We start from the raw sequence: 23,199 nt of genomic DNA, 5'->3' as shown, positions 1-23,199 counted from the left end.
GGCGGCAGGGCCGTGGGGCCGGCTCAGGTCTCGTCGGTACGGGTGCGCACCCATTCGATGATGCCGGAGAAGTCCTTGCCCTCGTTGCCCTCGGCGGCGAACGCCGTGTAGAGGGCGGTGGCGGCTGCGCCGAGCGCGGTCGCGGCGCCGGCGGTGTCGGCCGCCTCCTGCGAGAGCTTGAGGTCCTTCAGCATCAGCGCCGCGGCAAAGCCCGGCACGTAGTCGCGGTTGGCCGGGCTGGTGGGCACCGGGCCCGGCACCGGGCAATAGGTGGTGAGCGACCAGCACTGGCCCGAGGAGGTGGAGGCGACGTCGTAGAGCGCCTGGTGCGAGAGGCCGAGCTTCTCGCCCAGCACGAACGCCTCGCTCACCGCGATCATCGAGATGCCGAGGATCATGTTGTTGCAGATCTTCGCCGCCTGGCCGGCGCCGGCGCCGCCGCAATGGACGATCTTCTTGCCCATGGCCTCCAGCAGCGGCTTCGCCGCGCCGAACGCCGCGTCCGTGCCGCCCACCATGAACGTCAGGGTGGCGGCCTCCGCGCCGCCGACGCCGCCGGAGACCGGGGCGTCCACGCTGGCGTGACCCGCGGCCTTGGCTGCCTCGTGGAAGGTGCGCGCCGAGGCCACGTCGATGGTGGAGCTGTCGATGAAGAGCGTTCCGGCCTTGGCCGCCGCGAACAGGCCATCCGGACCTCCGGTCGCGCCCACCACGTGCTTGCCGGAGGGCAGCATGGTCACCACCACGTCGGCCTGCGCCACCGCCTCCTTCGCGCCCGGCGCGACGGCGATGCCGCGCGCCTTGGCGCTGTCGATGGCGGCGGGGGAGAGGTCGAAGCCGATCACCTCGTGCCCCGCTTTGATGAGGTTCGACGCCATGGGCCCGCCCATGTTGCCGAGGCCGATGAATGCGATGGTGGCCATGATGGTTCCCTCCCGGATTGCGTCCCGCGCTCCTGGCGAAAGCCATGCCAGCGAGCGTGTCGGGGCCGATTGATTTATCAACTCGCCCGTCTTGTCACACCGTCATGCCCCGCCTTGTGCGGGGCATCCACCTGGCCGCCTGCCCGCGCCCGAAGCGGAAGGCGCCAGCCTGGTCGCAGGGTGGATCCCCAGCACAAGGCGGGGGATGACGGTCGGTCTTCGGCGCCTCAGTTCCCCTGCGCGATGAGCGCGCGGGAGACGATGAGGCGCATGATCTCGTTGGTGCCTTCCAGGATCTGGTGGACGCGCAGGTCGCGCACGATCTTCTCGATGCCGTAGTCGGCAAGGTAGCCGTAGCCGCCGTGGAGCTGCAGCGCCTCGTTGGCCACCTCGAAGCCGCGGTCGGTGGCGACGCGCTTCGCCATGGCGCACAGCTGGGTGGCGTCGGGCGCCTTGGCGTCGAGCGCGGCCGCCGCGCGCCACAGGAAGGTGCGCGCGGCCTCCAGCTCGATCGCCATGTCGGCGAGGCGGAACTGCAGCGCCTGGAATTCGTCGAGCCTTTTGCCGAACGCCTTGCGCTCGCGCATGTAGGACAGCGTCTTCTCCAGCGCCGCCTGCGCCCCGCCCAGCGAGCAGGCGCCGATATTGAGCCGCCCGCCGTCGAGCCCGGCCATGGCGATCTTGAACCCCTCGCCCTCTTCGCCGATGCGGTTTTCGACCGGCACCCGCAGCCCCTCGAAGATCACCGCGCGGGTGGGCTGCACGTTCCAGCCCATCTTCTTCTCGTTGGCGCCGAAGGAGAGGCCCGGCGTTCCGGCCTCGATCACCAGGGTCGAGATGCCCTTCGGCCCCTCGCCGCCGGTGCGCACCATCACCACGTAGACGTCGCTCTCGCCGGCGCCGGAGATGAACTGCTTCTGGCCGTCGACCACGTAATGGTCGCCGTCGCGCACCGCCTTGGTCTTGAGCGCCGCAGCGTCCGAGCCGGCGGCCGGCTCGGTGAGGCAATAGGAGGCGAAATGCTCCATGGCGGCGAGCTTCGGCACCCACTTCCTGCGCTGGGCGTCGTCGCCGAAGCGGTCGATCATCCAAGTCGACATGTTGTGGATCGAAAGATAGGCGGCGGTGCCGGGGCAGGCGGTGGCGAGCGCCTCGAAGATCAGCGCCGCATCGAGCCGCGACAGGCCCGAGCCGCCCACGTCCTCGCGCACATAGATGCCGCCCATGCCGAGCGCCGCGGCGGCGCGCAGAGCGTCCTTCGGGAAGTGCTTCTTCTCGTCCCACTCCACGGCATAGGGCGCGAGCTGCTCATTGGCGAAGTCGCGCGCCATGTCGCGGATGGCGATCTGGTCTTCGTTCAGCGTGAACATGTCAGGCGCGCCATTCGGAGAGAGGGAGGATGGTGGAAGCGTAAGGCGAGGCGGAGAATTTGCGGATGAGGCGGGCGTCGGCGGTGACGAGGGAAAGCTCGCGCCGGCGCGCCCCCGCCACATAGAGGCAGTCGTAGATGGGGTGGTCCAGGGCGACAGCCATCTGCAGGACGTCCGTCAGAATGTCGTCGGTGTCGAACAGGAAGCGGATGGTCCGCGGCAGTCGGCGCAGAGCCTCCTCCGCCAGCGGCATCGGCACCTCTCCACGGCGGACGGATTTCCAGAGGGCATTGGCGACCTCCCCCAACAGAATGCGCGGCGCATACAGGTCCACGCGCGCGTCGAGTAACTGTTCGGCCCGCTCCGACCCCTCTTCCTCGATGAACCATTTCACCACGACGCTGGCGTCGATGACGAAGCGATCCCTCATTCGAGGCCCTCGCGGATTTCGTCGAGGGTCAGAGGCGGCGAGTTCTTCTTGGTCTGCGATCTCATGTAGCGGGAGAAAGCCACCCGCTCCTCAGGGGTGAACGGCCGGTTCTTCTCCAGGAGGTTGCGGATCTCCTGCTCCAGCGAGATGCCGTTCCGCTTCGCCCGCTCCCGGTAGACGGCGAGGGTCTCGTCGGGAATGTTGCGCACCAGTATCTGGGCCATGGCCCGCTCCTGCCGAAGATTGTGCTATCAAAAATGATAGCACAATCTCGCAAAGGCAAGTGCGGCCCCGTGCGGCCCGCCGCGTCAGCCCATGGTGGGGATGACGAAGTCCGCGCCGTCCTTGATGCCCGAGGGCCAGCGGGAAGTGACGGTCTTGGTCTTGGTGTAGAAGCGCACGCCGTCCGGGCCGTGCTGGTTCAGGTCGCCGAAGCCGGAGCGCTTCCAGCCGCCGAAGGTGTGGTAGGCGAGCGGCACCGGGATCGGCACGTTGACGCCCACCATGCCCACCTGGACCTTGGAGGCGAAGTCGCGCGCCGCGTCGCCGTCGCGGGTGAAGATGGCGACGCCGTTGCCGTATTCATGGTCGTTGGCGAGGCGCAGGGCTTCCTTGTATTCCGGCGCGCGCACCACGGAGAGGACCGGTCCGAAGATCTCCTCCTTGTAGATGCGCATGTCGGCGGTCACATGGTCGAACAGGCAGCCGCCCATGTAGAAGCCGTTCTCATAGCCCTGCATCTTGAAGCCGCGGCCGTCCACCACAAGCTTGGCGCCTTCCTGGATGCCGAGGTCCACATAGCCCTTCACGCGGTCCACCGCCTCGCGGGTGACGAGGGGGCCGAAATCGGCCGAGCCGTCCGTGGAGGGGCCGATCTTCAGGTTCTCGACGCGCGGGACGAGCTTGTCCATCAGCGCCTCGGCGGCCTGCTCGCCCACCGGCACCGCGACCGAGATCGCCATGCAGCGCTCGCCGGCGGAGCCGTAGCCGGCGCCGATGAGGGCGTCCACCGCTTGGTCCATGTCCGCGTCGGGCATGATGATCATGTGGTTCTTGGCGCCGCCGAAGCCCTGAACCCGCTTCCCGTTGGCCGCGCCGCGGGCATAGATGTACTGGGCGATGGCGGACGAGCCGACGAAGCCCACGGCCTGGATGTCCGGATCGTCGAGGATGGCGTCCACCGCCTCCTTGTCGCCGTTCACCACGTTGAGGATGCCGGGCGGCAGGCCGGCCTCGAGCATCAGCTCGGCGAGGTGCATGGGCACGCCCGGATCGCGCTCGGACGGCTTGAGGATGAAGGCGTTGCCGCAGGCGATGGCGGGGCCGAACTTCCACATGGGGATCATGGCGGGGAAGTTGAACGGCGTGATGCCGGCCACCACGCCGAGGGGCTGGCGCATGGAATAGATGTCGATGCCCGGGCCGGCGCCGTCGGTGTACTCGCCCTTCAGGAGGTGCGGGATGCCAACCGCGAACTCGACCACTTCGAGGCCGCGCTGGATGTCGCCGCGGGCGTCGGGAACGGTCTTGCCGTGCTCGCGGGCGAGCAGCTCGGCGAGCTGGTCGTAGTCGCGCTGCACCAGTTCCAGGAACTTCATCAGCACGCGGGCGCGGCGCTGCGGGTTGGTCGCGGCCCAGGCGGGCTGGGCGGCCTTGGCGTTGGCGACGGCGGCGGCCATCTCGCCCTTGGAGGCGAGCGCCACATGGGCGATCACCTCGCCGGTCATGGGCTGCCACACGTCCGCATGGCGGCCCGACGTACCCGGCACGTGCTTGCCACCGATGAAATGGCCGATCTCACGCATGATGCGATGTCCTTCCTGGGAAAAGCGTTTCCGGCCGCCCTGGCGCGCAGGCCTCTGGGGGCAGCGTTCTTGCCGGCACAATGCGCTATCCTTTTGTGCACATCTACGGCAATTCTTGCACCTTCGCTGTGCGGAAATAGAGGAGGCAGGCCGGTGCGCGCGTCGGATTTCGAGTGGTCGGACCTGCGCTTCTTCCTTGCGGTGGCGCGGGCCGGGCGGCTCACGGTGGCGGCCTCGCGGCTCAAGGTGGAGCATTCCACCGTGTCGCGGCGCATCGGCGCGCTGGAGGCGGCGCTGGGCGCCAAGCTGTTCGACCGGCTGCCGGCGGGCTATGCGCTGACGGCGGCGGGCGAGCGGCTGCTGGCCTCGGCGGAGGCGATGGAGAGCATCGCGCTGGGCGCGCAGGGCCAGATCGCGGGCTCCGACCGCGGCGTCTCTGGCACGGTCAGGATCGGCGCCCCGGACGGCTTCGGCAGCTATTTCCTCGCCCCGCGCATCGGCGCGCTCGCCGCGCGCCATCCGGACCTCGAAATCCAGCTCCTGCCCATGCCGCGGGTGTTCTCGCTGTCGAAGCGCGAGGTGGACATCGCCATCACGGTGAGCCGGCCGAAGGAGGGGCGCGTGCATGCCCGCAAGCTCGCCGACTACAGCTTGAGGCTCTATGCCTCGCGCGCCTATCTCGACCGCCACGGGCCGATCGAGAGCCGCGCCGCGCTCGCGAGCCATGACTTCATCGGCTATGTCGACGACTTGATCTACGATCCCAAACTGAACTACGTGCCGCTGGTGGCCAAGGACATCCGGGTGCGGCTGAAGAGTTCCGGCGTCGCCGCCCAGCTCATGGCGACGCGGGCCGGAGCGGGCGTGTGCGTGCTGCACTCGTTCATCGCCGACCTCTATGGCGGCGACGGGCCGGACGACCTCGTGCCGGTGCTGCATGAGGAGGTGGGCCTCACGCGGACCTTCTGGCTGCTCACCCACCCCGACACGCGCGAACTGGCGCGCATCCGGGTGGCGGCGGACTTCATCGTCGAGGCGGCGCAGCGGGCGCGCGGTGCGCTGATGGCGGGCTGAGGGCGCGGGCCTGCGCTATTTCAGGCTCCAATACTGGTCGGACGGGTGCCGACAGGCCGCCCGGACTTCATCGGCTCTCCCTCTCCCCCTGCCGGTGCGGCGGGGCGGCCGGGGCGGTGAGCGCGGGCCAGGCGGCGAGGGCGGCGCGCGCAACCGCCTCCAGCTCCGCGAAACCCGCGCCGTCGCGGGCCTGGATCGACATGCCCTGCTGGACGCAGGTGTAGAAGCGGGCGATGGCCGCCACATCGAGGCCTGCGGGAAGCTCGCCCGCGGCGATCGCGCGCTCCAGGCGCTGCGACAGCAGGTGCACGCTCTCCTGCCGGGCGTCCGCCACCAGCGATCCGAGGCGCCCGCCGCATTCCTGTCCGACGGCCGACAGCGTGACCATGCAGCCGGGCGGATGGCCGATTCCGGGCAGGGTCCGCGCCGAGCCGAGCAGCACGCCCTCGAAGGCGGCGTAGGCGGTGGGCGCGGCATCGAGGCCACCCCAGATATCCGGCGAAGCGGTGCGCGAGAAGTGCGCGATGGCGGCCGCGTACAGCTCCTCCTTGCTGCCGAAGGCGGCGTAGAGGCTCGGCGCGTTGATCCCCATGGCGCCGCACAGGTCGGCCATGGAGGTGGCGCTGTAGCCCTGTCGCCAGAACAGCTCCGTCGCCGCATCGAGCGCCTTCTCGCGGTCGAAGGCGCGCGGCCGTCCTCGGGGTGCCAAAGGGGGAAGCCTCCTCGATCCTTTTGTGTATCGATTGCTAAAATAATCGCTTGACGCGCTCCTGTAAACCAAATTACGTATCGATCACTACATAAATAGGCCGAGCGGTCGGCCGACAGGAGCATCCCATGAAACTCGAAGGCAGGAAGGCGCTGGTCACCGGAGCGAGTCGCGGCATCGGCGCGGCCATCGCCCGGCGGCTGGCTGCGGAGGGCGCGGACGTCGCCATCACCTATGAGCGCTCGGCCGACCGGGCGGCGGCGGTGGTGAAGGAGATCGAGGCGCTCGGCGGCAAGGGGTTCGCGATCCAGGCGGACAGCGCCGACCCGGCCGCGGCGCAAGCGGCGGTGGCTGACGCCGCCAAGGCGCTCGGCGGGCTCGACATCCTGGTCAACAATGCCGGCATCGCGCGCGGCGGCGCGCTGGAGGAGATGAGCCTCGACGACATCGACGCGCTCGTGAACGTCAACATCCGCGGCGTGGTCTACGCCACCCGGGCCGCCATTCCCCTGCTGTCGGACGGCGGGCGCATCATCAACATGGGAAGCTGCCTCGCCGAGCGGGTGACGATGCCGGGCATCTCCGTCTATTCCATGACCAAGTCGGCGCAGATCGCCCTCACCAAGGGCCTCGCGCGGGACCTCGGGCCGCGCGGCATCACCGTCAACGTGGTCCATCCCGGCGCCACCGACACGGACATGAACCCCGCCGACGGCCCGAACCGGGACCTGATGCTGTCCGGCATGGCGATCAAGCAGTTCGGGACCCCGGACGACATCGCCGCCATGGTGGCGTTCCTCGCCGGTCCCGAGGGCCGCCAGATCACCGGCGCGGGCTTCACCGTGGACGGCGGCGTGAACGCTTGAGGCGCGGGGCCCCGGCCGCGGACGAAACGCGCCGTTGCCGGGCCGCTGCGGCTGGATCCTCCCCACACCGCACCTTGACGCAGAACGTCTCTCCCCCTATAGGAGCCGCTTCCCGACAAGGCGGGTGAGCGCATGTGGGCCCCATGGCCCGCGACGGCGTTCCCCGCGTGACACGAAGAACAAAGGACTTTCGCCATGTCCCGGCGGTGCGACCTGACCGGCAAGGCGGTTCTGACTGGCAATCTCGTCAGCCACTCGAACCGCAAGACCAAGCGCCGGTTCCTGCCGAACCTGTGCAACGTCACGCTCGAGAGCGAGACCCTGAAGCGCTCCGTGCGCTTCCGCGTCAGCGCCAACGCGCTCAAGAGCGTGGACCATCGCGGCGGCCTCGACGCCTTCCTCAAGAAGGCCCGCGACGAGGACCTCTCCCCGCGCGCTCTGGAGCTGAAGCGCCAGATCGCCAAGGCCCATTCGGCTGCGGCGGCCGAGGCCGCGTCCGCGGCCTGACGTCCGCGCCGGCACAGCCGGCGCCGGAGATGAGCCATGCTGCTGAAATCTGAACCGCGGGCGTTCGCGCTCGCGGTTTTTGCCATGTGCGCCACGGTGCTCGCCGCCAACATATTGGTGCAGCACCCCTTCACGCCGTTCGGCCTGGAGGACTGGCTGACCTTCGGCGCCTTTACCTATCCCTTCACCTTCCTGGTGAACGACCTGTCGAACCGGCGCCTCGGCCTCGCCCGCACACGCCGGGTGATCTATGCCGGCTTCGCGCTGGCGGTGGTGCTCTCCGCGTGGTTCGCGACACCCCGAATCGCGCTCGCCTCGGGCTCGGCCTTCCTCGCGGCCCAGCTGCTCGACGCCACCGTGTTCGACCGTCTGCGGGCCAAGGCCTGGTGGCTGCCGCCGCTGGCCTCGGGCGTCGTCTCCTCGGCGCTCGACACGGCGATCTTCTTCTCCCTCGCCTTCGCCGGCACCGACCTGCCCTGGACCAACTGGGCCGTCGTGGACTACCTGGTGAAGCTCGCCATGGTGGGCGTCTTCCTCGTGCCCTATCGCTGGCTGATTGCCCGCATGCCAGCCTTTGCCGGCCGCATGGCGCGGGCCTGAGGCCGGCGCGGCGGCGTCAGACGAATTCCTCCAGCGCCGCCGTGAGGCGCTCCAGGTCCTCCGGGCGCGAGAGGCGGTGGTCGCCGTCCTTCACCAGCGCGAACACCACGTCGTCCTCGGCCAGGCAGGAGACGAGCCGCATGGCGTGCTCCCACGGCACGTCCTCGTCCTTGGCGCCCTGCAGGATGCGCACCGGGCAGCCGACCGCGAACGGGGCGCCGAGCAGCAGATGGCGCCGCCCGTCCTCGATCAGCGCGCGGGTGATGACATACGCCTCCTCGCCATAGAGCGAGGGCTTCAGGAACCGGCCGGTGGTCTCGATCTGCTGGCGCACCGGCGGCGGGAAGCGCTCCCACATCAGGGTTTGCGTGAAGTCCGGCGCGGGGGCGATCAGCACCAGCGCCGCGAGCCGCGGCTCGCCCCGCGCCGCCAGCGCGCGCGCCAGCAGCAGCGCCATCCAGCCGCCCATGGAAGAGCCCACCAGCACCTGCGGACCGGACGTCGCCTCGAACACCGCCAGCGATTCGGCGAGCCAGTGCGAGATCGTGCCGTCCTCGAACCGCCCGCTCGACGCGCCGTGGCCGGAATAGTCGAACCGCACATAGCCGGTTCCGCGCGCCGCCGCCCAGCGGGCGAGGTGCTCGGCCTTGGTGCCGGTCATGTCCGACTTGAAGCCGCCGAGCCACAGCACGCCGGGTGCGCGCCCCGGCACGGTGCGCACCGCGATCACGCGGTCCCCGACCGTGAGGCGGCTCGAAATCTCGTTCTCGATCATAGGGATGCTCGCAAAGTCCCGCGTCAGCGGGCGAAAAAGCTCTGGATGATGCGCTCATAGATGGCGGTGAGCGCGACGATGTCGTCCACCGGGCACGCCTCGTCCACCTGGTGCATGGTGCGGCCCACGAGGCCGAACTCGATCACCGGGCACAGGTCCTTGATGAAGCGCGCGTCCGAGGTGCCGCCCGAGGTGGAGGCCTCCGGCACCCGCCCCGTCACGGCCGCGACCGCGGCGCGCACCATCTCGACGAACGGGCCGGGCTCGGTGCGGAAGCTCTGGCTCGCTCCCGGCCGGAAGGCGAGCCGGTGCGCCAGGCCGGTGGCGTCGAGCCGGCGGCGGATCTCCGCTTCGAGGCTCGCCAGCGTGAAATGGTCGTTGAAGCGCACATTGAAGCGCGCCTCGGCTTTGGCGGGGATGAGGTTGAACACCGGATTGCCCACGTCCACTGAGATCACTTCGAGGTTCGAGGGCGGGAAGAATTCCGAGCCCTCGTCCAGCGGCGCCGCGGTGAGCGCGCCGAGCAGGCGAAGGAGGCGGGGGATGGGATTGTCGGCGAGGTGGGGATAGGCGACGTGCCCCTGCTTGCCCTCCACCGTGAGGACGCCGGAGAGCGAGCCGCGCCGGCCGATCTTGAAGGCATCGCCCATGGCCGCCGGGTTGGTCGGCTCGCCGAGGATGCAGGCGTCGACCTTTTCGCCCCGCGCCTTCAGCGCCTCCACCACCCGCACGGTGCCGTCGAGCGCCGGCCCCTCCTCGTCGCCGGTGATGAGGAAGGAGAGCGACCCGGCCGGCGGCGCACCGAATCGCACTGCGGCGGCGATGGAGGCCGCGACCGCGCCCTTCATGTCCACCGCCCCGCGGCCGTAGAGCAGGCCGTCGGCGAGCGCGCCGGAGAACGGGTCGTGGCGCCACTCGCCGGCATCGCCGGGCGGCACCACGTCCACATGGCCGGCGAAGCACAGGTTCGGCCCTTCGGTGCCGATCCGGGCGTAGAGATTGGCGACGCGCGGCCCGTGGTCGGAAAAGTCGAGCCGCTCCACATGGTATCCCGCGGCCGTCAGAAGCTCCGCCACCCGCGCCATGGCCGGCTCGGCGTCGGGCGTCACCGAGGGCGCGCGGATCAGCGCGCGGGCGAGCGCCACGGGGTCGGTGGGATCGACCGGGAGATCGGACTTGGCGGCGGTGCCGGGCAACATCGGGAGCTTCCTCGTCCTTCGGGGCCGCGCGAAACCGCCGCCCTGGCAGCGATGCCGACCCCACAGCAGCGCAAGCCGACGCGTCGGCCGATCTGAAAATCATGTGTCACGCGGGCGAATTCGCGGCAAGTCACCTGTGGACGCCGGCAGGATCACCCGGCATTTGTGGCCGCGGCAGCCGCTTTTTCCCCGCGCTGCCATGAGGATGCCGCCTTCGGGCGACAGGAACTCCGGCCGGAGACCCGAATTGATGCGCCTTGTGAAGCCTGCGGTGGCGCTGGCCGCCACCCTGTTCCTCGCCTTGTCCGTCGCGCCGCCCGGTGCTCGCGCCCAGGCAGCCAACCCGGCCCCGGCGCAGGGCCAGTCCCCGGCCCAGAACACGCCGGCCGATGCGGCACCCGGCGCGGCTCCTGCGAACGGGGCCGCCCCGGCTGTTCCGGCGCCCAAGAAGGCGCTTCCGCCGCCCGATCCCGGCGTGCAGGCGGCGCGCGAGAAGATGGACGCCGGCCGCGCCGTGCTCGACGCCTTGGAAGCGTCGCTTTCGGTGGAAGGCCTGCGCAACTCCGATCTGGACGAACTGCGCCAGCGCCTCGATCCGGCGCGGCGCGAACTGCTCGCCCGGTCCGACGAGATCGGCCCGCGCCTCGCCGCCGCCAAGTCGCGGCTTGAAGAGCTCGGCCCCAAGCCCGCCGAGGGCGCGGCTCCGGAGGACCCGGCGGCGAGCGCCGACCGCGAGCGCCTGCAGCGCCTCCATGCCGAGCTCGACGCCGCGCTGAAGCAGAACCGCGCGCTGGTCGGACGGGCGGACGAGATCTCCGAGCGGATCTCCAGCCGCCGCCGCGCCCTCTTCACCGGGCAGCTGTTCGAGCGCTCCGTATCGGTGCTCGATCCGGCGCTGTGGACCGGCGCGTTTGCCGGGCTCGCCGGTGAATGGCGCGCGCTCAATTATCTCGTCAGCGACTGGGCCGGCTACGCCACCCAGCGGCAGGGCCGCCTCGCGGTGATCGGCATCGCGCTCGGCGCCCTGGCGATCGCCGCTTTGGTGGGAGCGCTCGGCCGCTTCGTCCGCATGCGCCTGCGCAAGCCGGCACCGCCGGCCGGCGAGCGCCTCTCCCGCCTCAAGTCGGCGCGCGAGGCCATCAAGGTGTTCTGCCTGGAAGCGCTCGTGGCGCCGCTCGCGACGCTGGCGGCGGTGGCGTTCGCCAACGGCTTCGACGTAATCCCGCCGCGCGCCGAGGAACTGATCCGCGGCCTCACGGTGGCGATCTTCATCATCGCGCTGGGCAACGGCATCGCCCGCGCCCTCCTGGCGCCGGGCGAGGCGTGGCGGCGCCTGCCGGGCCTTAGCGACCGGGCCGCCGGCACGGCCTTCCGCTATTTCTCGTTCGCGGTGTGGGCGCTCGCCATCGCCGCGTTCCTGAACGCGACCCATCGCGCCCTGTTCGCGCCCGTCGGCCTGACGGTGGTGACGAGCGCGGTGATGGCGCTGCTCATCGGCGCCTTCATCGCCCGCTTCCTCATCAATCTCGGCAAGGACGAGGCCGAAACGGCTCCCCCGGCCGAGGGTGCGCCGTCGGAGGCGAGCGAGGCCACGCCAGCGGGCACCGCGCGGCTCGCCTGGGTCCGCTTCATCGCCTGGATCGTGGTGGCGTTCCTGATCGGGGCGCTGGTGGCAGGCTATGTGGGCTTTGCCGCCTTCGTCGCCGCCCGCCTGGTGATCGCCGCGGCGGTGCTCGGCGGCCTCTATGTCCTCTACAGCCTGATCGACGCCTTCTTCACCGAAGGCCTGGCGCGCGGGACGCACCGCTCGCGCACCCTCTCCACCACGCTCGGCCTCAAGCCCGAGAGCCTGGAGCTCATGGGCGTCGTGCTGGCGGGCCTGCTCAAGCTGCTGCTGTTCGTGGTGGCCGCGTTCCTGATCGCCGGCAGCTGGGGCACCTCCACCGCCGACGTGATGGACACGGTGGAGCGCGTGACATTCGGGGTGCGCATCGGCAGCACCACCATCACGCTGTGGAGCGTGCTCTCGGCGGTGGGGCTGCTGCTGGTTGGCCTGGTGCTGGCGCGCGGGCTCCAGCGCTGGGTCGCCACCGCGATCCTGCCGCGCACCGGCCTTGAGCCCTCGCTGCAATCCTCCATCGCCACCATCCTCGGCTATGTGGGCGTGATCGTCGCGATCATGCTTTCGGTCGGCGAGCTGGGCATCAACCTGGAGAGCATCGCCATCGTCGCCGGCGCGCTCTCGGTGGGTATCGGCTTCGGCCTCCAGTCCATCGTGTCGAACTTCGTCTCCGGCCTCATCCTCCTGGCCGAGCGGCCGATCCGGGTGGGCGACACCATCAACGTGAAGGGCGAGGAGGGCTATGTGCGCCGCATCTCCGTGCGCTCCACGGAGATCGAGACCTTCGAGCGCGCCACCGTCATCGTGCCGAACACCGACCTCATCACCGGCATGGTGAAGAACTGGACGCATTCCAACACTTCCGGTCGCATCATCGTCACCGTCAACGTGACCTTCGACGCCGACCCGGAGGAGGTGCGCGACATCCTGGTCTCCTGCGCCTGCGACCATCCGCAGGTGCTGCAGAAGCCGCCGCCGCGCGTGTTCCTGTCGAAGTTCGCCGATGCCGGCATGGTGTTCGAGCTGCGCTGCGTGGTGGCGAACGTGGACTACGGTCTCACCGTGAAGAGCGACCTGCACTTCCAGCTGCTCTCGCGCTTCCGCAAGGCCGGCATCGTCATGGCCTCGCAGCCCTGGGCGGCGCTCGGCAGCGCGCCGCCGCCTCCGCCGCCCGAGCGCGACCCGCCCGAGGCGTGAGGGCGATAACCCTTCCTCAACCCGGGCGGCGCCAGATGGCCGCCCTGGTGCCATTTCCAGGTCTTGCCTTCGGAACCCGCCATGCGCCCCCACCTCGCCGGCCTGTCCCTCGCCTTCGCGCTCGCCCTTGCGGGCTGCGGGACCACCGAGGACCTGTCCCAGCCGGCCTTCTACGTGAACCTCGCCCAGACCGGGAAGCCGGTGGACGCAGCCGCGGCCGCCTCGCTGCTGTCGGACTACCGCGCGGCGCGGGGCCTGCCAACGGTCAGCGTCGATCCGGCCCTGAACAAGCTCGCCCAGGACCAGGCCAACGCCATGGCGAGGGCCGACAAGCTGGACCACGCGGTGGGCGGGCGCGACTTCATCTCGCGCATGAAGGCGTCCGGCTATGATGCACGGGGCGCGGTGGAGAATGTCGGCGCGGGCTACCACACGCTCGCCGAGGCATTCTCCGGCTGGCGCGATTCTCCCTCGCACAACAAGAACATGCTCGCGCCGGGGATGACGCGGATGGGGATCGCCACCACGAATGCGCCGGGCTCCAAGTACAAGGTGTACTGGGCACTGATCCTGGCCGATCCCGACACGCCGTCCCGATGACGGACGCACTGCCGGCAAACGACCCCGTGGACCGGACGCGTCCGCGGATATAGCCTGCCGCCCGTCCGCCGAAGTAGTGGTATTTTAATGCTACCGCACATCGCCGACTATGACGGTCTCGTGCGCGCGTTCCGCTGGCGCGTGCCCGAGCGCTACAACATGGCGCACCACGCCTGCGACGGCTGGGCGGCGCGCGCGCCTGACCGGCCGGCCCTGTACCGCCGGGAGGCCGGCGCCTGGCACCCGGTCAGCTACCGGGCGCTGGCGGCCCTGTCCAACCGCCTTGCCCATGCGCTGGCGGCGAAGGGCGTTTCCGCCGGCGACCGGGTGGCGATCCTGCTGCCGCAGTCGCTGGAGGTGCTGGCGAGCCATTTCGCCGTCTACAAGCTCGGCGCCATCGCCGTGCCGCTGGCCGGCGCGTTCGGCTTCGAGGCGATCGCCTACCGGCTCAAGGATTCCGGCGCCCGCGCGCTGATCACCGACGACGAGGGCCTCGCCAAGCTCATCGACCGGCCGGACGGGCTCGGCCTCGTGGTGTGCGTCGACGGCCCGCGTCCGGGGGCCGAGAGCTTCGCCGCGCTGGTGGACGCGGCGAGCGACCGGCCGCTGCCGGTGGAGACTGATCCGGACGACCCGGCGCTGATGATCTACACCTCCGGCACCACCGGCCAGCCCAAGGGCGCGCTGCATGGCCACCGCGTGCTGCTGCCGCACGTGAGCGGGGTGAGCTTCACCCACGATTTCTTCCCCCAGCCGGGCGACCGCATGTGGACCCCCTCGGATTGGGCCTGGGCCGGCGGCCTGCTCAACACCGTCCTGCCCGCGCTCGCCCATGGCGTGCCGGTGGTGGTGCAGCCCAAGGGCCGGTTCGATCCGGAGGCGGCGTTCGCGCTGCTCGCCGAGGCGCGGGTGCGCAACGTGTTCATCCCGCCGACCGCGCTCAAGATGATGCGCGCGGTCGTGCGCCCGAAGGAGCGCTTCGGCTTCGACCTGCGCACGGTCGGCACCGCCGGCGAGGCGCTGGGTGCTCAGACCTTCGAATGGGGCCGCGTGGCGCTCGGTGTCGCGGTGAACGAGTTCTACGGCCAGACCGAATGCAATTACGTCATCGGTTCCAACGCCGCCCTCGGCGTCGCCCGCGCCGGCGCCACCGGCAAGGCGGTGCCGGGTCACGAGGTGGCGGTCATCGACGATGAGGGCAATCCCTGCCCGCCGGGCGTGATGGGACAGATCGCGGTGCGCCGGCCCGACCCGGTGATGTTCCTCAACTACTGGAACAGGCCCGAGGCCACGAGCGCCAAGTATCTCGGCGAGTGGCTGCTCACCGGCGACCTCGCGCGCAAAGACGAGGACGGCTATTTCCATTTCCTCGGCCGCGACGACGACATCATCACCTCGGCGGGCTACCGCATAGGCCCGGCGGAGATCGAGGACGTGCTGCTGCGCCACCCGGCGGTGCAGATCGCCGCCGTGGTGGGCAAGCCCGACGCGCTGCGCACCGAGATCGTCAAGGCGTTCCTGGTGCTGCGTCCCGGCTTCGAGCCGGGGGAGGGGCTGGTTGCCGAGATCCAGGCCTTCGTGCGCACCCAGCTCGCCGCCTACGAGTATCCGCGCGAGATCGCCTTCGTGGACGAGATGCCCATGACCACCACCGGCAAGGTCATCCGCCGCGTGCTGCGCGACATGGACTAGGAAGCGGTTGCGCCGCCGCTGCGCATCCGTCCGGAATGTGCCATAGGGTCGGCCTTCGGTGGTGGGGCGACGTGATGGCGCGACGGCACGATCAAGGCGCGCAGGGCGGGGCGGGCGAGGTGTTCGCCGTGTTCCTGAGGCTCGGCTTCACCTCCTTCGGCGGGCCGATCGCCCATCTCGGCTATTTCCGCGAGGAGCTGGTGCACCGGCGCCGCTGGCTCTCCGACCATGCCTATGCAGACCTCGTGGCGCTGTGCCAGTTCCTGCCCGGCCCGGCGTCGAGCCAGGTGGGCATGGGCGTCGGCCTCATGCGCGCCGGACTGCCCGGCCTTCTGGCCGCCTTCCTCGGCTTCACCCTGCCCTCGGCGGTGGCCATGGTGGCGTTCGGGCTCGGCTTCGGCATGCTGGGATCGGACCTTGCGGGCGGGTGGCTCGCCGGGCTGAAGGCGGCGGCCGCCGCGGTGGTCGCCCAGGCCGTGCTGGGGATGGCCGCGAGCCTGTGCCCCGAACGGCGCACCCAGACCATCGCCCTTGCCGGCGCCGCCATCGCCATCGGCCTCGGCGGCATCGCCGGTCAGCTTGGCGCGATCGCCTTCGGCGCGCTCGCCGGCGCGCTGTTTCTCCAGCCTCAGGTGCCGCGGGAGGAGACCGAGCTTGCGCTCCTCGCCGTGCCGCGTGGCCTCGCGCTCGGCGCGCTGGCGCTGTTTTTCGTCCTGCTGGCGCTTCTTCCGCTTCTGGCGGCGGGCGGCGACGGCGCGGTGCGCCTCGTCGACGCCTTCTACCGCGCCGGCGCCCTGGTGTTCGGCGGCGGCCACGTGGTGCTGCCGCTGCTCGATGCCGAGACGGTGGCGACGGGACTGGTGTCGCGCGAGGCGTTTCTCGCCGGCTACGGCGCGGCGCAGGCGGTGCCGGGGCCGCTCTTCACCTTCGCCGGCTTCCTCGGGGCGGTGGCCGAGCGCCCGCCCTCGGGGATCGCCGGCGGCCTGCTGGCGCTCGGCGCCATCTTCCTGCCTTCGGCGCTGCTGGTGGTGGGCGCGCTGCCGTTCTGGGCGCAGCTGCGCGGCATCGTCCCGGCGCGCCGCATCCTCGCCGGCGTCAACGCCGCGGTGGTGGGACTGCTCGGGGCGGCGCTGTGGAGCCCGGTGCTGCCGGAGGGCGTGACCTCGCCCGCTACCGCGGTGGTGGCGCTGCTGGCCTTCCTGGCTCTGGTGGTCTGGCGCGTGCCCGCCTTCGCGGTGGTGGCGGGGGCTGCGCTGGCAGGGTTCGTCGCCCTGTGAGCCGGCTTGCCGCGGCGCAGCAGAGCGTGCATCCTGAACCGAACCATCAGGACACCCTGTAATGAGTGAACCCAATCCCTTCGGCGGGCGCATCACCCATCTTTCGCCCGAGGAGGTCCGCGCGGGCCTGGAGGACGGCACCATCCTCCTGGTCGACGTGCGCGAGCCCAACGAGATCCAGGCCGAGCGCATCCCCGGCGCCGCCATCATGCCGCTGAGCGCGTTCGATCCCGCCGCGCTGCCCGACCCCGAGGGCCGGCGCCTCGTCTTCTCCTGCCGCTCCGGGCAGCGCTCGCAGCGCGCCGCGGCCATCGCCCAGAGCGTGGGCCTTCCCTATGAGGAGCACATGCGCGGCGGCATCATCGGCTGGCGCCAGGCCGGCTTCGTGGTGGACCAGGGCTGAGCGGCGGCCCGCGCCCGGTGCGCGGGCAGGCCGAAAAAATTCCCGCCATCCTTGATGCGTCCCGCTTGAAGGTTTCAACCGGCCGCGCTTGGATGAGGCGTGCGCGACAGCCTTCGGCCGGAAGGCCCTGCGGCGGCGCACCGAGAATGGAGCATCATGCCGGTTTCCGTTTCCGGCCGCCTCGCCAGTGACGCCGCCCCCGCGGCGGAGGATGAGATCGCGGCCTATGTGAGTGCCTTCGGCGCGCCGGAGGTGGTGGAAGTCCTGCTGCCCGATACCTCCGGGGTGCTGCGCGGCAAGTGGATTCCCGGCCCGGCCATGGGCAAGATCTGGAGCGACGGCGTCGCCATTCCGCTCTCCATCTTCGGCCTCGACGTGTGGGGCTGCGAGGTGGAGGCGACCGAGATCCACCTGGAGACCGGCGACAAGGACGGCCTGTGCTGGCCGGTTCCGGGGACGCTGCGCCCGGTTCCCTGGTCGCCGCGCCCGACCGCGCAGGTGCTCCTCACCATGCACGAGCCGGACGGCACGGCGCGCGGCAAGCCGTGGCTGCTCGACCCGCGCCAGCAGCTCGCCGCCATCGTCGACCGCTTCGCCGCGCGCGGGCTCTTCCCCTGCGTCGCCTTCGAGCTGGAATTCTACCTGCTGAAGGGCGATGCAGCGCCCGGCGCCATGCCCGAGCCGGTGTTCCCCATCACCGGGCAGGCGCGTCAGAACATGTATTCCATGTCGGACCTCGACGCCTTCGCCGGGGTGCTGCACGACATGCGCTCGGCCTGCTCGCTCCAGGGCCTGCCCGCCGACACGGTGATCTCGGAGGCCGCGCCGGGCCAGTTCGAGGTCAATCTCTACCACCGCGTGGACGCGCTGGGGGCGGCGGACGACGCCATCCTGCTGCGGCGCCTGATCGACGGCGTGGCGCGGCGCCACGGGCTGCGCGCCACCTTCATGGCCAAGCCGCTGGTGGACTTCGCCGGCAACGGCATGCATGTCCATGTGAGCCTGATGGACCAGGCGGGCGACAACCTGTTCGCCCGGCCAAGCGGGGAGGGCGACCGGGCGCTGCGCCACGCCGCGGCGGGTCTGCTCTCCACCATGGCCGACGCGACGCTGTTCTTCGTGCCGAGCTTCAACGGCTATCGCCGGCTGGTGCCCGGCAGCTATGCGCCCACCTCCATCACCTGGGGCTTCGACAACCGCTCGGTCGCGGTGCGGGTGCCCAACGGCCCGCCCAAGGCGCGGCGCCTGGAGCACCGCATCGCCGGGGCGGAGGCCCATCCGCACCTCGTGCTCGCCGCCATCCTCGCCGGCATGCTGGAGGGGCTGGAGGCCGGCATCGAGCCGCCGGCGCCTCTGGTGGGCAACGGCTACGAGAACGAGGCGCCCTCGCTCTCGCCCTCCATGGCCGAGGCGGTGGCGCGTTTTTCTTCCTCGCCGTTCATCGCGAAGGCATTCGGCGAGGAATACCGCCGCGTCTACGGGGTGATGAAGGCCGAGGAACTCGCCGCTTTCTCTCGCGTCATCCTTCCGCTGGAGTACGACACCTATCTGTGAGGTCTGTTTTTCTGTTGAGCGCCCATCCGCCCGGCCATAGGCTTGCCGGTACAAGGCCGTTCCGCAGAAAGTCGGCCGCACCTTGCAAGAGGAGAAGCTGGATGCGTCGCCTGATCGCCGCGGCACTGATCGGTGCCCCGCTCGCCTTCGCCGGGCCTGCCTTGGCCCAGCAGAAGACGCTGAATGTCTTCAACTGGTCGGACTATATCGACGAGAGCGTGCTGGAGGACTTCACGAAGGAGACCGGCATCAAGGTCCGCTACGACGTGTTCGACAGCAACGAGGTGCTGGAGACCAAGCTGCTCGCCGGCAAGACCGGCTACGACGTGGTGGTCCCCTCGGGCTCTTTCCTGCAGCGCCAGATCAAGGCCGGCATCTTCGTGCCGCTCGACAAGGCGAAGATCCCGAACCTGCAATATGCCTGGCCCGAGATCACCAAGCGCCTCGCGGTCTACGATCCCGGCAACGCCCACGCCGTGAACTACATGTGGGGCACCACCGGCATCGGCTACAATGTCGACAAGGTGAAGGAGCGGCTCGGCGACATTCCCATGAATACCTGGGACATCGTCTTCAAGCCGGAGATCCTCTCCAAGCTGAAGGATTGCGGCGTCTACATGCTGGACGGCCCGGAGGAGGTCATCCCTTCCGCCATGAAGTATCTCGGCCTCGAGCCGGATTCCAAGAACCCGGAGGACATCGCCAAGGCCGGCGAGCTGCTGATGAAGGTCCGCCCGTTCATCAAGAAGTTTGACAGCTCGGGCTACATCAACGCGCTCGCGCGCGGCGACATCTGTCTGGCGGTGGGCTGGTCCGGCGACGTGTTCCAGGCCCGCACGCGCGCCAAGGAAGCCGCGGAGAAGACCAAGAAGAAGCTGGTCGCTATCGAGTACGTGATCCCGAAGGAGGGCGCGCTCATGTGGTTCGACAACTTCGCTATCCCGAAGGACGCGAAGAATGTCGACAATGCGCTCGTCTTCATCAACTACATGATGCGTCCCGAGGTGGCGGCGAAGAACTCGAACTACATCTCCTACGCCAATGGCAACCTGGAATCGCAGAAGTTCATCGACAAGGCGATCCTGGACAACCCATCGATCTATCCCAACAAGGAGGTGATGGACCGTCTGTTCATCGTCACCACCAACGAGCCGGCGGTGCAGCGGGTCATCACCAAGACCTGGAACACCTTCAAGCGCGGCAAGTAGGCCGGGCGAGTTAGCCGGTCTCGGGCGGCGGCTACGCCACCGAGACGGCGCCAGACATCAGGGCCGTCCGGGTCGCCGGGCGGCCTTTTTGCTGCCGGTTCGAGCGGAAGGCGACATGGGGTGGCACCCCCCCCTTGGGGCGAGGAGAAGGGAAGGGGGCGTTCCGGCGGGGGGCGACCTCAGTCGCTTCGGGCCGTCATGCTCCGGCTTGACCGGAGCATCCATCCTCGCGGCTGGAAATGCGGCTTGGGCCGTGGGCCCTCCGGTCAAGCCGGAGGGCGACGGGCGAGAGACGGCGATGGCGCGAGACCCCCACCTCCTCACCCCGACCGCACGCGGGAGGGCAGCGTAGCAGGACGCGGTTCGTCCCCCTCACCGCACCTCGTCCAGGAACGCCCGAACTTCGGCACCGTCCACGTCCTTGGCCACGAAGGCTTCGCCGATGCCGCTCACCAGGATGAAGGTGAGCGCGCCGCGGCTCACCTTCTTGTCCTGGGCGATGAGGCGCATCAGGCCGTCCGTGTCCGGCAGGTCGCCCGGCACGTCGGCGATGCGGGTGGGCAGGCCCACCGCCTGAAGGTGCCGCTCCACCCGCGTCACGTCCTGGCCGGGGCACAGGCCGAGCCGGCGCGAGAAGGCGAAGGCGAGCGCCATGCCGATCGCCACCGCCTCGCCGTGCAGCAGCCGATCGGAGAAGCCCGCCCCCGCCTCCAGCGCATGGCCGAAGGTGTGGCCGAGATTGAGCAGCGCCCGGTCGCCGGTCTCCTTCTCGTCGCGGGCGACGATGGCGGCCTTGGCCTCGCAGCTCTTGGCCACGGCGAAGATGCGCTCCGGCCCGCCTTCGATCACGCCGCGCCAGTCCTTTTCCAGCGTGTCGAAGAAGGCGGCGTCGCCCAGCAGGCCGTATTTCACCACCTCCGCATAGCCCGCCTTCACCTCGCGCACGGGCAGCGTGTCGAGGGCGGCGGTGTCGGCCAGCACCAGCACCGGCTGGTGGAAGGCGCCGACGAGGTTCTTGCCCTGGGGCGAATTGATGCCGGTCTTGCCGCCGACCGAGGAATCCACCTGGGAGAGCAGGGTGGTCGGCGCCTGCACCACGTCGACGCCGCGCCGCAGCACCGCGGCGGCGAAGCCCGTGAGGTCGCCCACCACGCCGCCGCCGAGCGCCAGTACCAGGTCGCGCCGCTCGATGCGGGCGCCGATCAGCGCCTCGACCACCTGCTCCAGGCCCTTGTAGCCCTTGGTCTTCTCGCCCGGCTCCACCACCACGGCGACATGCTCGATGCCGGTGGCGGCGAGCGAAGCCTCCACCGCGGCGAGATGCACCGCGGCGACATTGGCGTCGGTGACGATGGCGACCCGCGCGCCCGGCCGCAGCGCCGCGATGCGCGCGCCTGCCTCCTGGAGCAGGCCGGGGCCGATATGGATGTCGTAGGGCCGCCCGGCGACGTCCACATGCACCGTGCGGCGCGGCGCCTCGGCGGCGGTTGCAACGGGGGAGGAGGCGGTCGCGGGCATGGGGTCGGCCTTCAGCAATCCGGAGCGGTGGCGGGCGGGTGGCGGTCGAGATGCCGCGCGACGGCCTCCACCACCTCTTCCACCACCGTGTCGTGCATCACGTCGCGGCTGTCCACCACGAGGTCGGCGAGGGCATAGGTGTCCCCGCGCTGGGCCAGCAGCGCCTGGAGCCGCTCGGCGGGATCGCCCTGGGCGAGCAGGGGGCGGTCGGTGCGCTTCTTCACGCGCTTCAGCAGCGTCGCAAGGTCGGCGCGCAGCCACACCGAGACGCCGCGCGCGGCGACCGCCGCCCGCGTCTCGGCATTCATGAAGGCGCCGCCGCCGGTGGCGAGCACCAGCGGCCCGGACTGGAGCAGGCGCGCCACCACGCGCTTCTCGCCCTCGCGGAACTCGGCCTCGCCGCGCTGGGCGAAGATGTCGGGAATGCTCATCCCCGCCGCCTTCTCGATCTCTTCGTCCGCGTCCACGAACGGCAGGCCGAGGCGCTTGGAAAGCCGGCGTCCCACGGAGGACTTGCCCGCGCCCGGCATGCCCACCAGCACGATGGAGCGGCCCGCGAGCCTGCGGGCGAGGTCTTCCGGCGGCAGCGGGCCGCGCGCGTGCTCTTCGTCGTGGGTCACAGACGCCTCCGGCCACGGTTCTCTTTGCGTGCCGCTTGGGTTGGCCCTATCACCGGTTCGCCGAGCCGGCAATGAGGTTGAACGCCGGGCCGGCACGTGGCACCCCTTGCCGGTGCGCGGTGGCCTGCCGTGATTCGGCGCACGAGGGAGACGGCGGATGCCCACCTTGATCCGCATCATCGTGGTCCTGGCCCTGCTGTTCGGCGCGGGCTACGCCGCCCTGTGGGCGCTCGCCAACTGGGTGGAGCCGCAGGAGCGCGAGATCACGCTCACGGTACAGCCGGAGCGCATCGAGCGATGAGCGCCCAAGGCCCGCTCGCACTGTTCCTGGACATGCAGGCGGTGGAGCGCGGCGCGAGCGCCAACACGCTTGAGGCCTATCGCCGCGACCTGGACGATTTTGCGACGTTCCTGAAGGCGCGCGGCGCCGGCCTCGCCGATGCCGGAACGGCGGACATCCGCGCCTTCCTCGCCGACCTCTCCGACCGGGGCTTCGCCGCCACCACGGTGGCGCGGCGGCTGTCGGCGGTGCGCCAGTTCTACCGCTTCCTGTTCGCCGAGGGCCATCGCGGCGACGACCCTGCCGCCGTGCTGGAAGGTCCGAAGCGCGGGCGCGCCCTGCCGAAGGTGCTGACGCTGGACGAGGTGACGCGGCTGATCGAGACCGCGCACCGCCGCGCCGCGGCGCCGGGGCCCGCACCCGGCGCGAAGCCGTCGGCCGAGGCGCTGCGTCGCCTGCGGGTCGCGGCCATGGTGGAGCTGCTCTATGCCACCGGCCTGCGCGTGTCCGAGCTGGTGGCGCTGCCCGCCACGGCGGCGCGGGCGCAGGCGGACGCGATCATCGTCGCCGGCAAGGGCGGCAAGGAGCGCCTCGTGCCGCTGAGCGGCCCCGCGAAGGCGGCCACGGCGGCCTATCTGGAGGCGCGCCGCGCGGCCGGGCTCGACGCCGCGCGCTGGCTGTTTCCCTCCAGCTCGGAAAGCGGCCATGTGACGCGCCAGCAGGCGGGGCGCGACCTGAAGGACCTCGCCGTGGCGGCGGGCGTCGCGCCCGCCAAGCTCTCGCCCCACGTGCTGCGCCACGCCTTCGCCAGCCACCTTCTGGCGCACGGGGCCGACCTTCGGGTGGTGCAGACCCTGCTCGGCCATGCGGACGTGGCGACCACGCAGATCTACACCCATGTGCTCGACGACCGCCTCAAGGACATGGTGCGCGACCTGCACCCGCTCTCGGAGGGCTGACCCGGAGGGGGT

The 23,199-nt window shown here is 70.5% G+C and carries 23 protein-coding genes; 13 read left to right on the top strand and 10 right to left on the bottom strand.

The features are described from left to right. Positions 1-23 precede the first annotated feature (23 nt). The 5 genes from mmsB to D9R14_RS09905 all read right to left on the bottom strand — a co-directional run bounded on the left by mmsB (position 24) and on the right by D9R14_RS09905 (position 4,528). Positions 24-923: a 3-hydroxyisobutyrate dehydrogenase gene (gene mmsB / locus D9R14_RS09925; RefSeq protein WP_121623154.1), complete on the bottom strand. Its 900-nt coding sequence runs from the start codon at positions 921-923 to the stop codon at positions 24-26. Positions 924-1,150: 227 nt separating this feature from the next. Further along, positions 1,151-2,293, bottom strand: coding sequence for an isobutyryl-CoA dehydrogenase (locus tag D9R14_RS09920; RefSeq protein WP_121623153.1), 1,143 nt, complete (start codon positions 2,291-2,293; stop codon positions 1,151-1,153). Position 2,294: 1 nt separating this feature from the next. Next, a complete protein-coding gene (locus tag D9R14_RS09915) occupies positions 2,295-2,723 on the bottom strand; it encodes a type II toxin-antitoxin system VapC family toxin (RefSeq protein WP_121623152.1) in 429 nt (142 codons plus the stop codon). Then, positions 2,720-2,947, bottom strand: coding sequence for a FitA-like ribbon-helix-helix domain-containing protein (locus tag D9R14_RS09910; protein WP_121623151.1), 228 nt, complete (start codon positions 2,945-2,947; stop codon positions 2,720-2,722). The genes D9R14_RS09915 and D9R14_RS09910 overlap by 4 nt, the downstream gene beginning before the upstream one ends. An 84-nt stretch (positions 2,948-3,031) precedes the next feature. Then, complete coding sequence (locus D9R14_RS09905; RefSeq protein ID WP_121623150.1) at positions 3,032-4,528, bottom strand: CoA-acylating methylmalonate-semialdehyde dehydrogenase; 1,497 nt, start codon at positions 4,526-4,528, stop codon at positions 3,032-3,034. Positions 4,529-4,681: 153 nt separating this feature from the next. On the opposite strand from D9R14_RS09905, the gene D9R14_RS09900 reads away from it, so the two are divergent. Beyond that, complete coding sequence (locus D9R14_RS09900) at positions 4,682-5,602, top strand: LysR family transcriptional regulator (RefSeq protein WP_245420686.1); 921 nt, start codon at positions 4,682-4,684, stop codon at positions 5,600-5,602. A gap of 67 nt (positions 5,603-5,669) precedes the next feature. Here the strand turns inward: D9R14_RS09900 and D9R14_RS09895 are convergent, their stop codons facing one another. Further along, positions 5,670-6,311 (bottom strand): TetR/AcrR family transcriptional regulator, encoded by a 642-nt coding sequence (locus D9R14_RS09895; RefSeq protein ID WP_121623148.1) that lies wholly within the window; start codon positions 6,309-6,311, stop codon positions 5,670-5,672. A 128-nt stretch (positions 6,312-6,439) separates the two neighbouring features. Here D9R14_RS09895 and D9R14_RS09890 point away from each other — a divergent pair, with 128 nt between their 5' ends. The 3 genes from D9R14_RS09890 (at position 6,440) to D9R14_RS09880 (ending at position 8,284) form a co-directional block, all read left to right on the top strand. Continuing rightward, the gene (locus D9R14_RS09890) at positions 6,440-7,177 is read left to right on the top strand and encodes an SDR family oxidoreductase (RefSeq protein ID WP_121623147.1); all 738 of its coding nucleotides are present in this window, start codon (positions 6,440-6,442) and stop codon (positions 7,175-7,177) included. A 195-nt stretch (positions 7,178-7,372) separates the two neighbouring features. Continuing rightward, positions 7,373-7,684, top strand: coding sequence for a 50S ribosomal protein L28 (rpmB, locus tag D9R14_RS09885; RefSeq protein WP_121623146.1), 312 nt, complete (start codon positions 7,373-7,375; stop codon positions 7,682-7,684). Between the two features lie 36 nt (positions 7,685-7,720). Beyond that, positions 7,721-8,284, top strand: coding sequence for a queuosine precursor transporter (locus D9R14_RS09880; RefSeq protein ID WP_121623145.1), 564 nt, complete (start codon positions 7,721-7,723; stop codon positions 8,282-8,284). Positions 8,285-8,300: 16 nt separating this feature from the next. Here D9R14_RS09880 and D9R14_RS09875 read toward each other — a convergent pair whose 3' ends face one another. Both D9R14_RS09875 and dapE read right to left on the bottom strand, forming a co-directional pair. After that, the gene (locus tag D9R14_RS09875) at positions 8,301-9,059 is read right to left on the bottom strand and encodes an alpha/beta hydrolase (RefSeq protein WP_121623144.1); all 759 of its coding nucleotides are present in this window, start codon (positions 9,057-9,059) and stop codon (positions 8,301-8,303) included. A gap of 23 nt (positions 9,060-9,082) precedes the next feature. Then, on the bottom strand, positions 9,083-10,258 hold the full coding sequence (dapE, locus tag D9R14_RS09870; RefSeq protein WP_121623143.1) for a succinyl-diaminopimelate desuccinylase: 1,176 nt from the start codon (positions 10,256-10,258) through the stop codon (positions 9,083-9,085). A gap of 250 nt (positions 10,259-10,508) precedes the next feature. Between dapE and D9R14_RS09865 the strand changes: the two genes are divergently transcribed. The 7 genes from D9R14_RS09865 to D9R14_RS09835 all read left to right on the top strand — a co-directional run bounded on the left by D9R14_RS09865 (position 10,509) and on the right by D9R14_RS09835 (position 19,810). Next, entirely contained in the window at positions 10,509-13,076 is a 2,568-nt protein-coding gene (locus D9R14_RS09865) for a DUF3772 domain-containing protein (protein WP_121623142.1), read from the top strand. An 81-nt stretch (positions 13,077-13,157) separates the two neighbouring features. Beyond that, entirely contained in the window at positions 13,158-13,676 is a 519-nt protein-coding gene (locus D9R14_RS09860; RefSeq protein ID WP_121623141.1) for a CAP domain-containing protein, read from the top strand. Positions 13,677-13,763: 87 nt separating this feature from the next. Continuing rightward, on the top strand, positions 13,764-15,368 hold the full coding sequence (locus D9R14_RS09855) for an AMP-binding protein (RefSeq protein ID WP_121623140.1): 1,605 nt from the start codon (positions 13,764-13,766) through the stop codon (positions 15,366-15,368). A gap of 74 nt (positions 15,369-15,442) precedes the next feature. Continuing rightward, entirely contained in the window at positions 15,443-16,645 is a 1,203-nt protein-coding gene (chrA, locus tag D9R14_RS09850) for a chromate efflux transporter (RefSeq protein ID WP_184759523.1), read from the top strand. A gap of 61 nt (positions 16,646-16,706) precedes the next feature. After that, positions 16,707-17,048, top strand: a complete 342-nt coding sequence (locus tag D9R14_RS09845; protein WP_121623139.1) for a rhodanese-like domain-containing protein — start codon at positions 16,707-16,709, stop codon at positions 17,046-17,048. Positions 17,049-17,204: 156 nt separating this feature from the next. Then, positions 17,205-18,602 carry a glutamine synthetase family protein gene (locus tag D9R14_RS09840; protein ID WP_121623138.1) on the top strand — a complete coding sequence of 466 codons (1,398 nt, stop codon included), beginning with the start codon at positions 17,205-17,207 and terminating at the stop codon, positions 18,600-18,602. 101 nt (positions 18,603-18,703) lie between these two features. Then, a complete protein-coding gene (locus D9R14_RS09835; RefSeq protein WP_121623137.1) occupies positions 18,704-19,810 on the top strand; it encodes a polyamine ABC transporter substrate-binding protein in 1,107 nt (368 codons plus the stop codon). Positions 19,811-20,182: 372 nt separating this feature from the next. On the opposite strand, the gene aroB is transcribed toward D9R14_RS09835, so the two are convergent. Next, positions 20,183-21,328: a 3-dehydroquinate synthase gene (gene aroB, locus D9R14_RS09830; protein ID WP_121623136.1), complete on the bottom strand. Its 1,146-nt coding sequence runs from the start codon at positions 21,326-21,328 to the stop codon at positions 20,183-20,185. An 11-nt stretch (positions 21,329-21,339) separates the two neighbouring features. Beyond that, positions 21,340-21,948: a shikimate kinase gene (locus D9R14_RS09825; protein ID WP_245420684.1), complete on the bottom strand. Its 609-nt coding sequence runs from the start codon at positions 21,946-21,948 to the stop codon at positions 21,340-21,342. A 157-nt stretch (positions 21,949-22,105) separates the two neighbouring features. On the opposite strand from D9R14_RS09825, the gene D9R14_RS23090 reads away from it, so the two are divergent. Together D9R14_RS23090 and D9R14_RS09820 are read left to right on the top strand one after the other, a co-directional pair. Further along, entirely contained in the window at positions 22,106-22,249 is a 144-nt protein-coding gene (locus D9R14_RS23090) for a hypothetical protein (RefSeq protein ID WP_170168566.1), read from the top strand. Continuing rightward, positions 22,246-23,187 carry a site-specific tyrosine recombinase XerD gene (locus D9R14_RS09820; RefSeq protein WP_121623135.1) on the top strand — a complete coding sequence of 314 codons (942 nt, stop codon included), beginning with the start codon at positions 22,246-22,248 and terminating at the stop codon, positions 23,185-23,187. The genes D9R14_RS23090 and D9R14_RS09820 overlap by 4 nt, the downstream gene beginning before the upstream one ends. The last annotated feature ends 12 nt before the right edge of the window (positions 23,188-23,199 follow it).

Source organism: Xanthobacter tagetidis (assembly GCF_003667445.1).
Classification (GTDB): domain Bacteria; phylum Pseudomonadota; class Alphaproteobacteria; order Rhizobiales; family Xanthobacteraceae; genus Xanthobacter; species Xanthobacter tagetidis.
This window is presented reverse-complemented; position numbering and strand designations above follow the sequence as displayed.

Excerpts from the sequence above, each read along its gene's own strand:
- mmsB (WP_121623154.1), bottom strand. The coding sequence starts at position 923 with ATGGCCACCATCGCATTCATCGGCCTCGGCAACATGGGCGGGCCCATG.
- D9R14_RS09920 (WP_121623153.1), bottom strand. The coding sequence starts at position 2,293 with ATGTTCACGCTGAACGAAGACCAGATCGCCATCCGCGACATGGCGCGC.
- D9R14_RS09915 (WP_121623152.1), bottom strand. The coding sequence starts at position 2,723 with ATGAGGGATCGCTTCGTCATCGACGCCAGCGTCGTGGTGAAATGGTTC.
- D9R14_RS09910 (WP_121623151.1), bottom strand. The coding sequence starts at position 2,947 with ATGGCCCAGATACTGGTGCGCAACATTCCCGACGAGACCCTCGCCGTC.
- D9R14_RS09905 (WP_121623150.1), bottom strand. The coding sequence starts at position 4,528 with ATGCGTGAGATCGGCCATTTCATCGGTGGCAAGCACGTGCCGGGTACG.
- D9R14_RS09890 (WP_121623147.1), top strand. The coding sequence starts at position 6,440 with ATGAAACTCGAAGGCAGGAAGGCGCTGGTCACCGGAGCGAGTCGCGGC.
- rpmB (WP_121623146.1), top strand. The coding sequence starts at position 7,373 with ATGTCCCGGCGGTGCGACCTGACCGGCAAGGCGGTTCTGACTGGCAAT.
- D9R14_RS09880 (WP_121623145.1), top strand. The coding sequence starts at position 7,721 with ATGCTGCTGAAATCTGAACCGCGGGCGTTCGCGCTCGCGGTTTTTGCC.
- D9R14_RS09875 (WP_121623144.1), bottom strand. The coding sequence starts at position 9,059 with ATGATCGAGAACGAGATTTCGAGCCGCCTCACGGTCGGGGACCGCGTG.
- dapE (WP_121623143.1), bottom strand. The coding sequence starts at position 10,258 with ATGTTGCCCGGCACCGCCGCCAAGTCCGATCTCCCGGTCGATCCCACC.
- D9R14_RS09865 (WP_121623142.1), top strand. The coding sequence starts at position 10,509 with ATGCGCCTTGTGAAGCCTGCGGTGGCGCTGGCCGCCACCCTGTTCCTC.
- D9R14_RS09860 (WP_121623141.1), top strand. The coding sequence starts at position 13,158 with ATGCGCCCCCACCTCGCCGGCCTGTCCCTCGCCTTCGCGCTCGCCCTT.
- D9R14_RS09855 (WP_121623140.1), top strand. The coding sequence starts at position 13,764 with ATGCTACCGCACATCGCCGACTATGACGGTCTCGTGCGCGCGTTCCGC.
- chrA (WP_184759523.1), top strand. The coding sequence starts at position 15,443 with ATGGCGCGACGGCACGATCAAGGCGCGCAGGGCGGGGCGGGCGAGGTG.
- D9R14_RS09845 (WP_121623139.1), top strand. The coding sequence starts at position 16,707 with ATGAGTGAACCCAATCCCTTCGGCGGGCGCATCACCCATCTTTCGCCC.
- D9R14_RS09840 (WP_121623138.1), top strand. The coding sequence starts at position 17,205 with ATGCCGGTTTCCGTTTCCGGCCGCCTCGCCAGTGACGCCGCCCCCGCG.
- D9R14_RS09835 (WP_121623137.1), top strand. The coding sequence starts at position 18,704 with ATGCGTCGCCTGATCGCCGCGGCACTGATCGGTGCCCCGCTCGCCTTC.
- aroB (WP_121623136.1), bottom strand. The coding sequence starts at position 21,328 with ATGCCCGCGACCGCCTCCTCCCCCGTTGCAACCGCCGCCGAGGCGCCG.
- D9R14_RS23090 (WP_170168566.1), top strand. The coding sequence starts at position 22,106 with ATGCCCACCTTGATCCGCATCATCGTGGTCCTGGCCCTGCTGTTCGGC.
- D9R14_RS09820 (WP_121623135.1), top strand. The coding sequence starts at position 22,246 with ATGAGCGCCCAAGGCCCGCTCGCACTGTTCCTGGACATGCAGGCGGTG.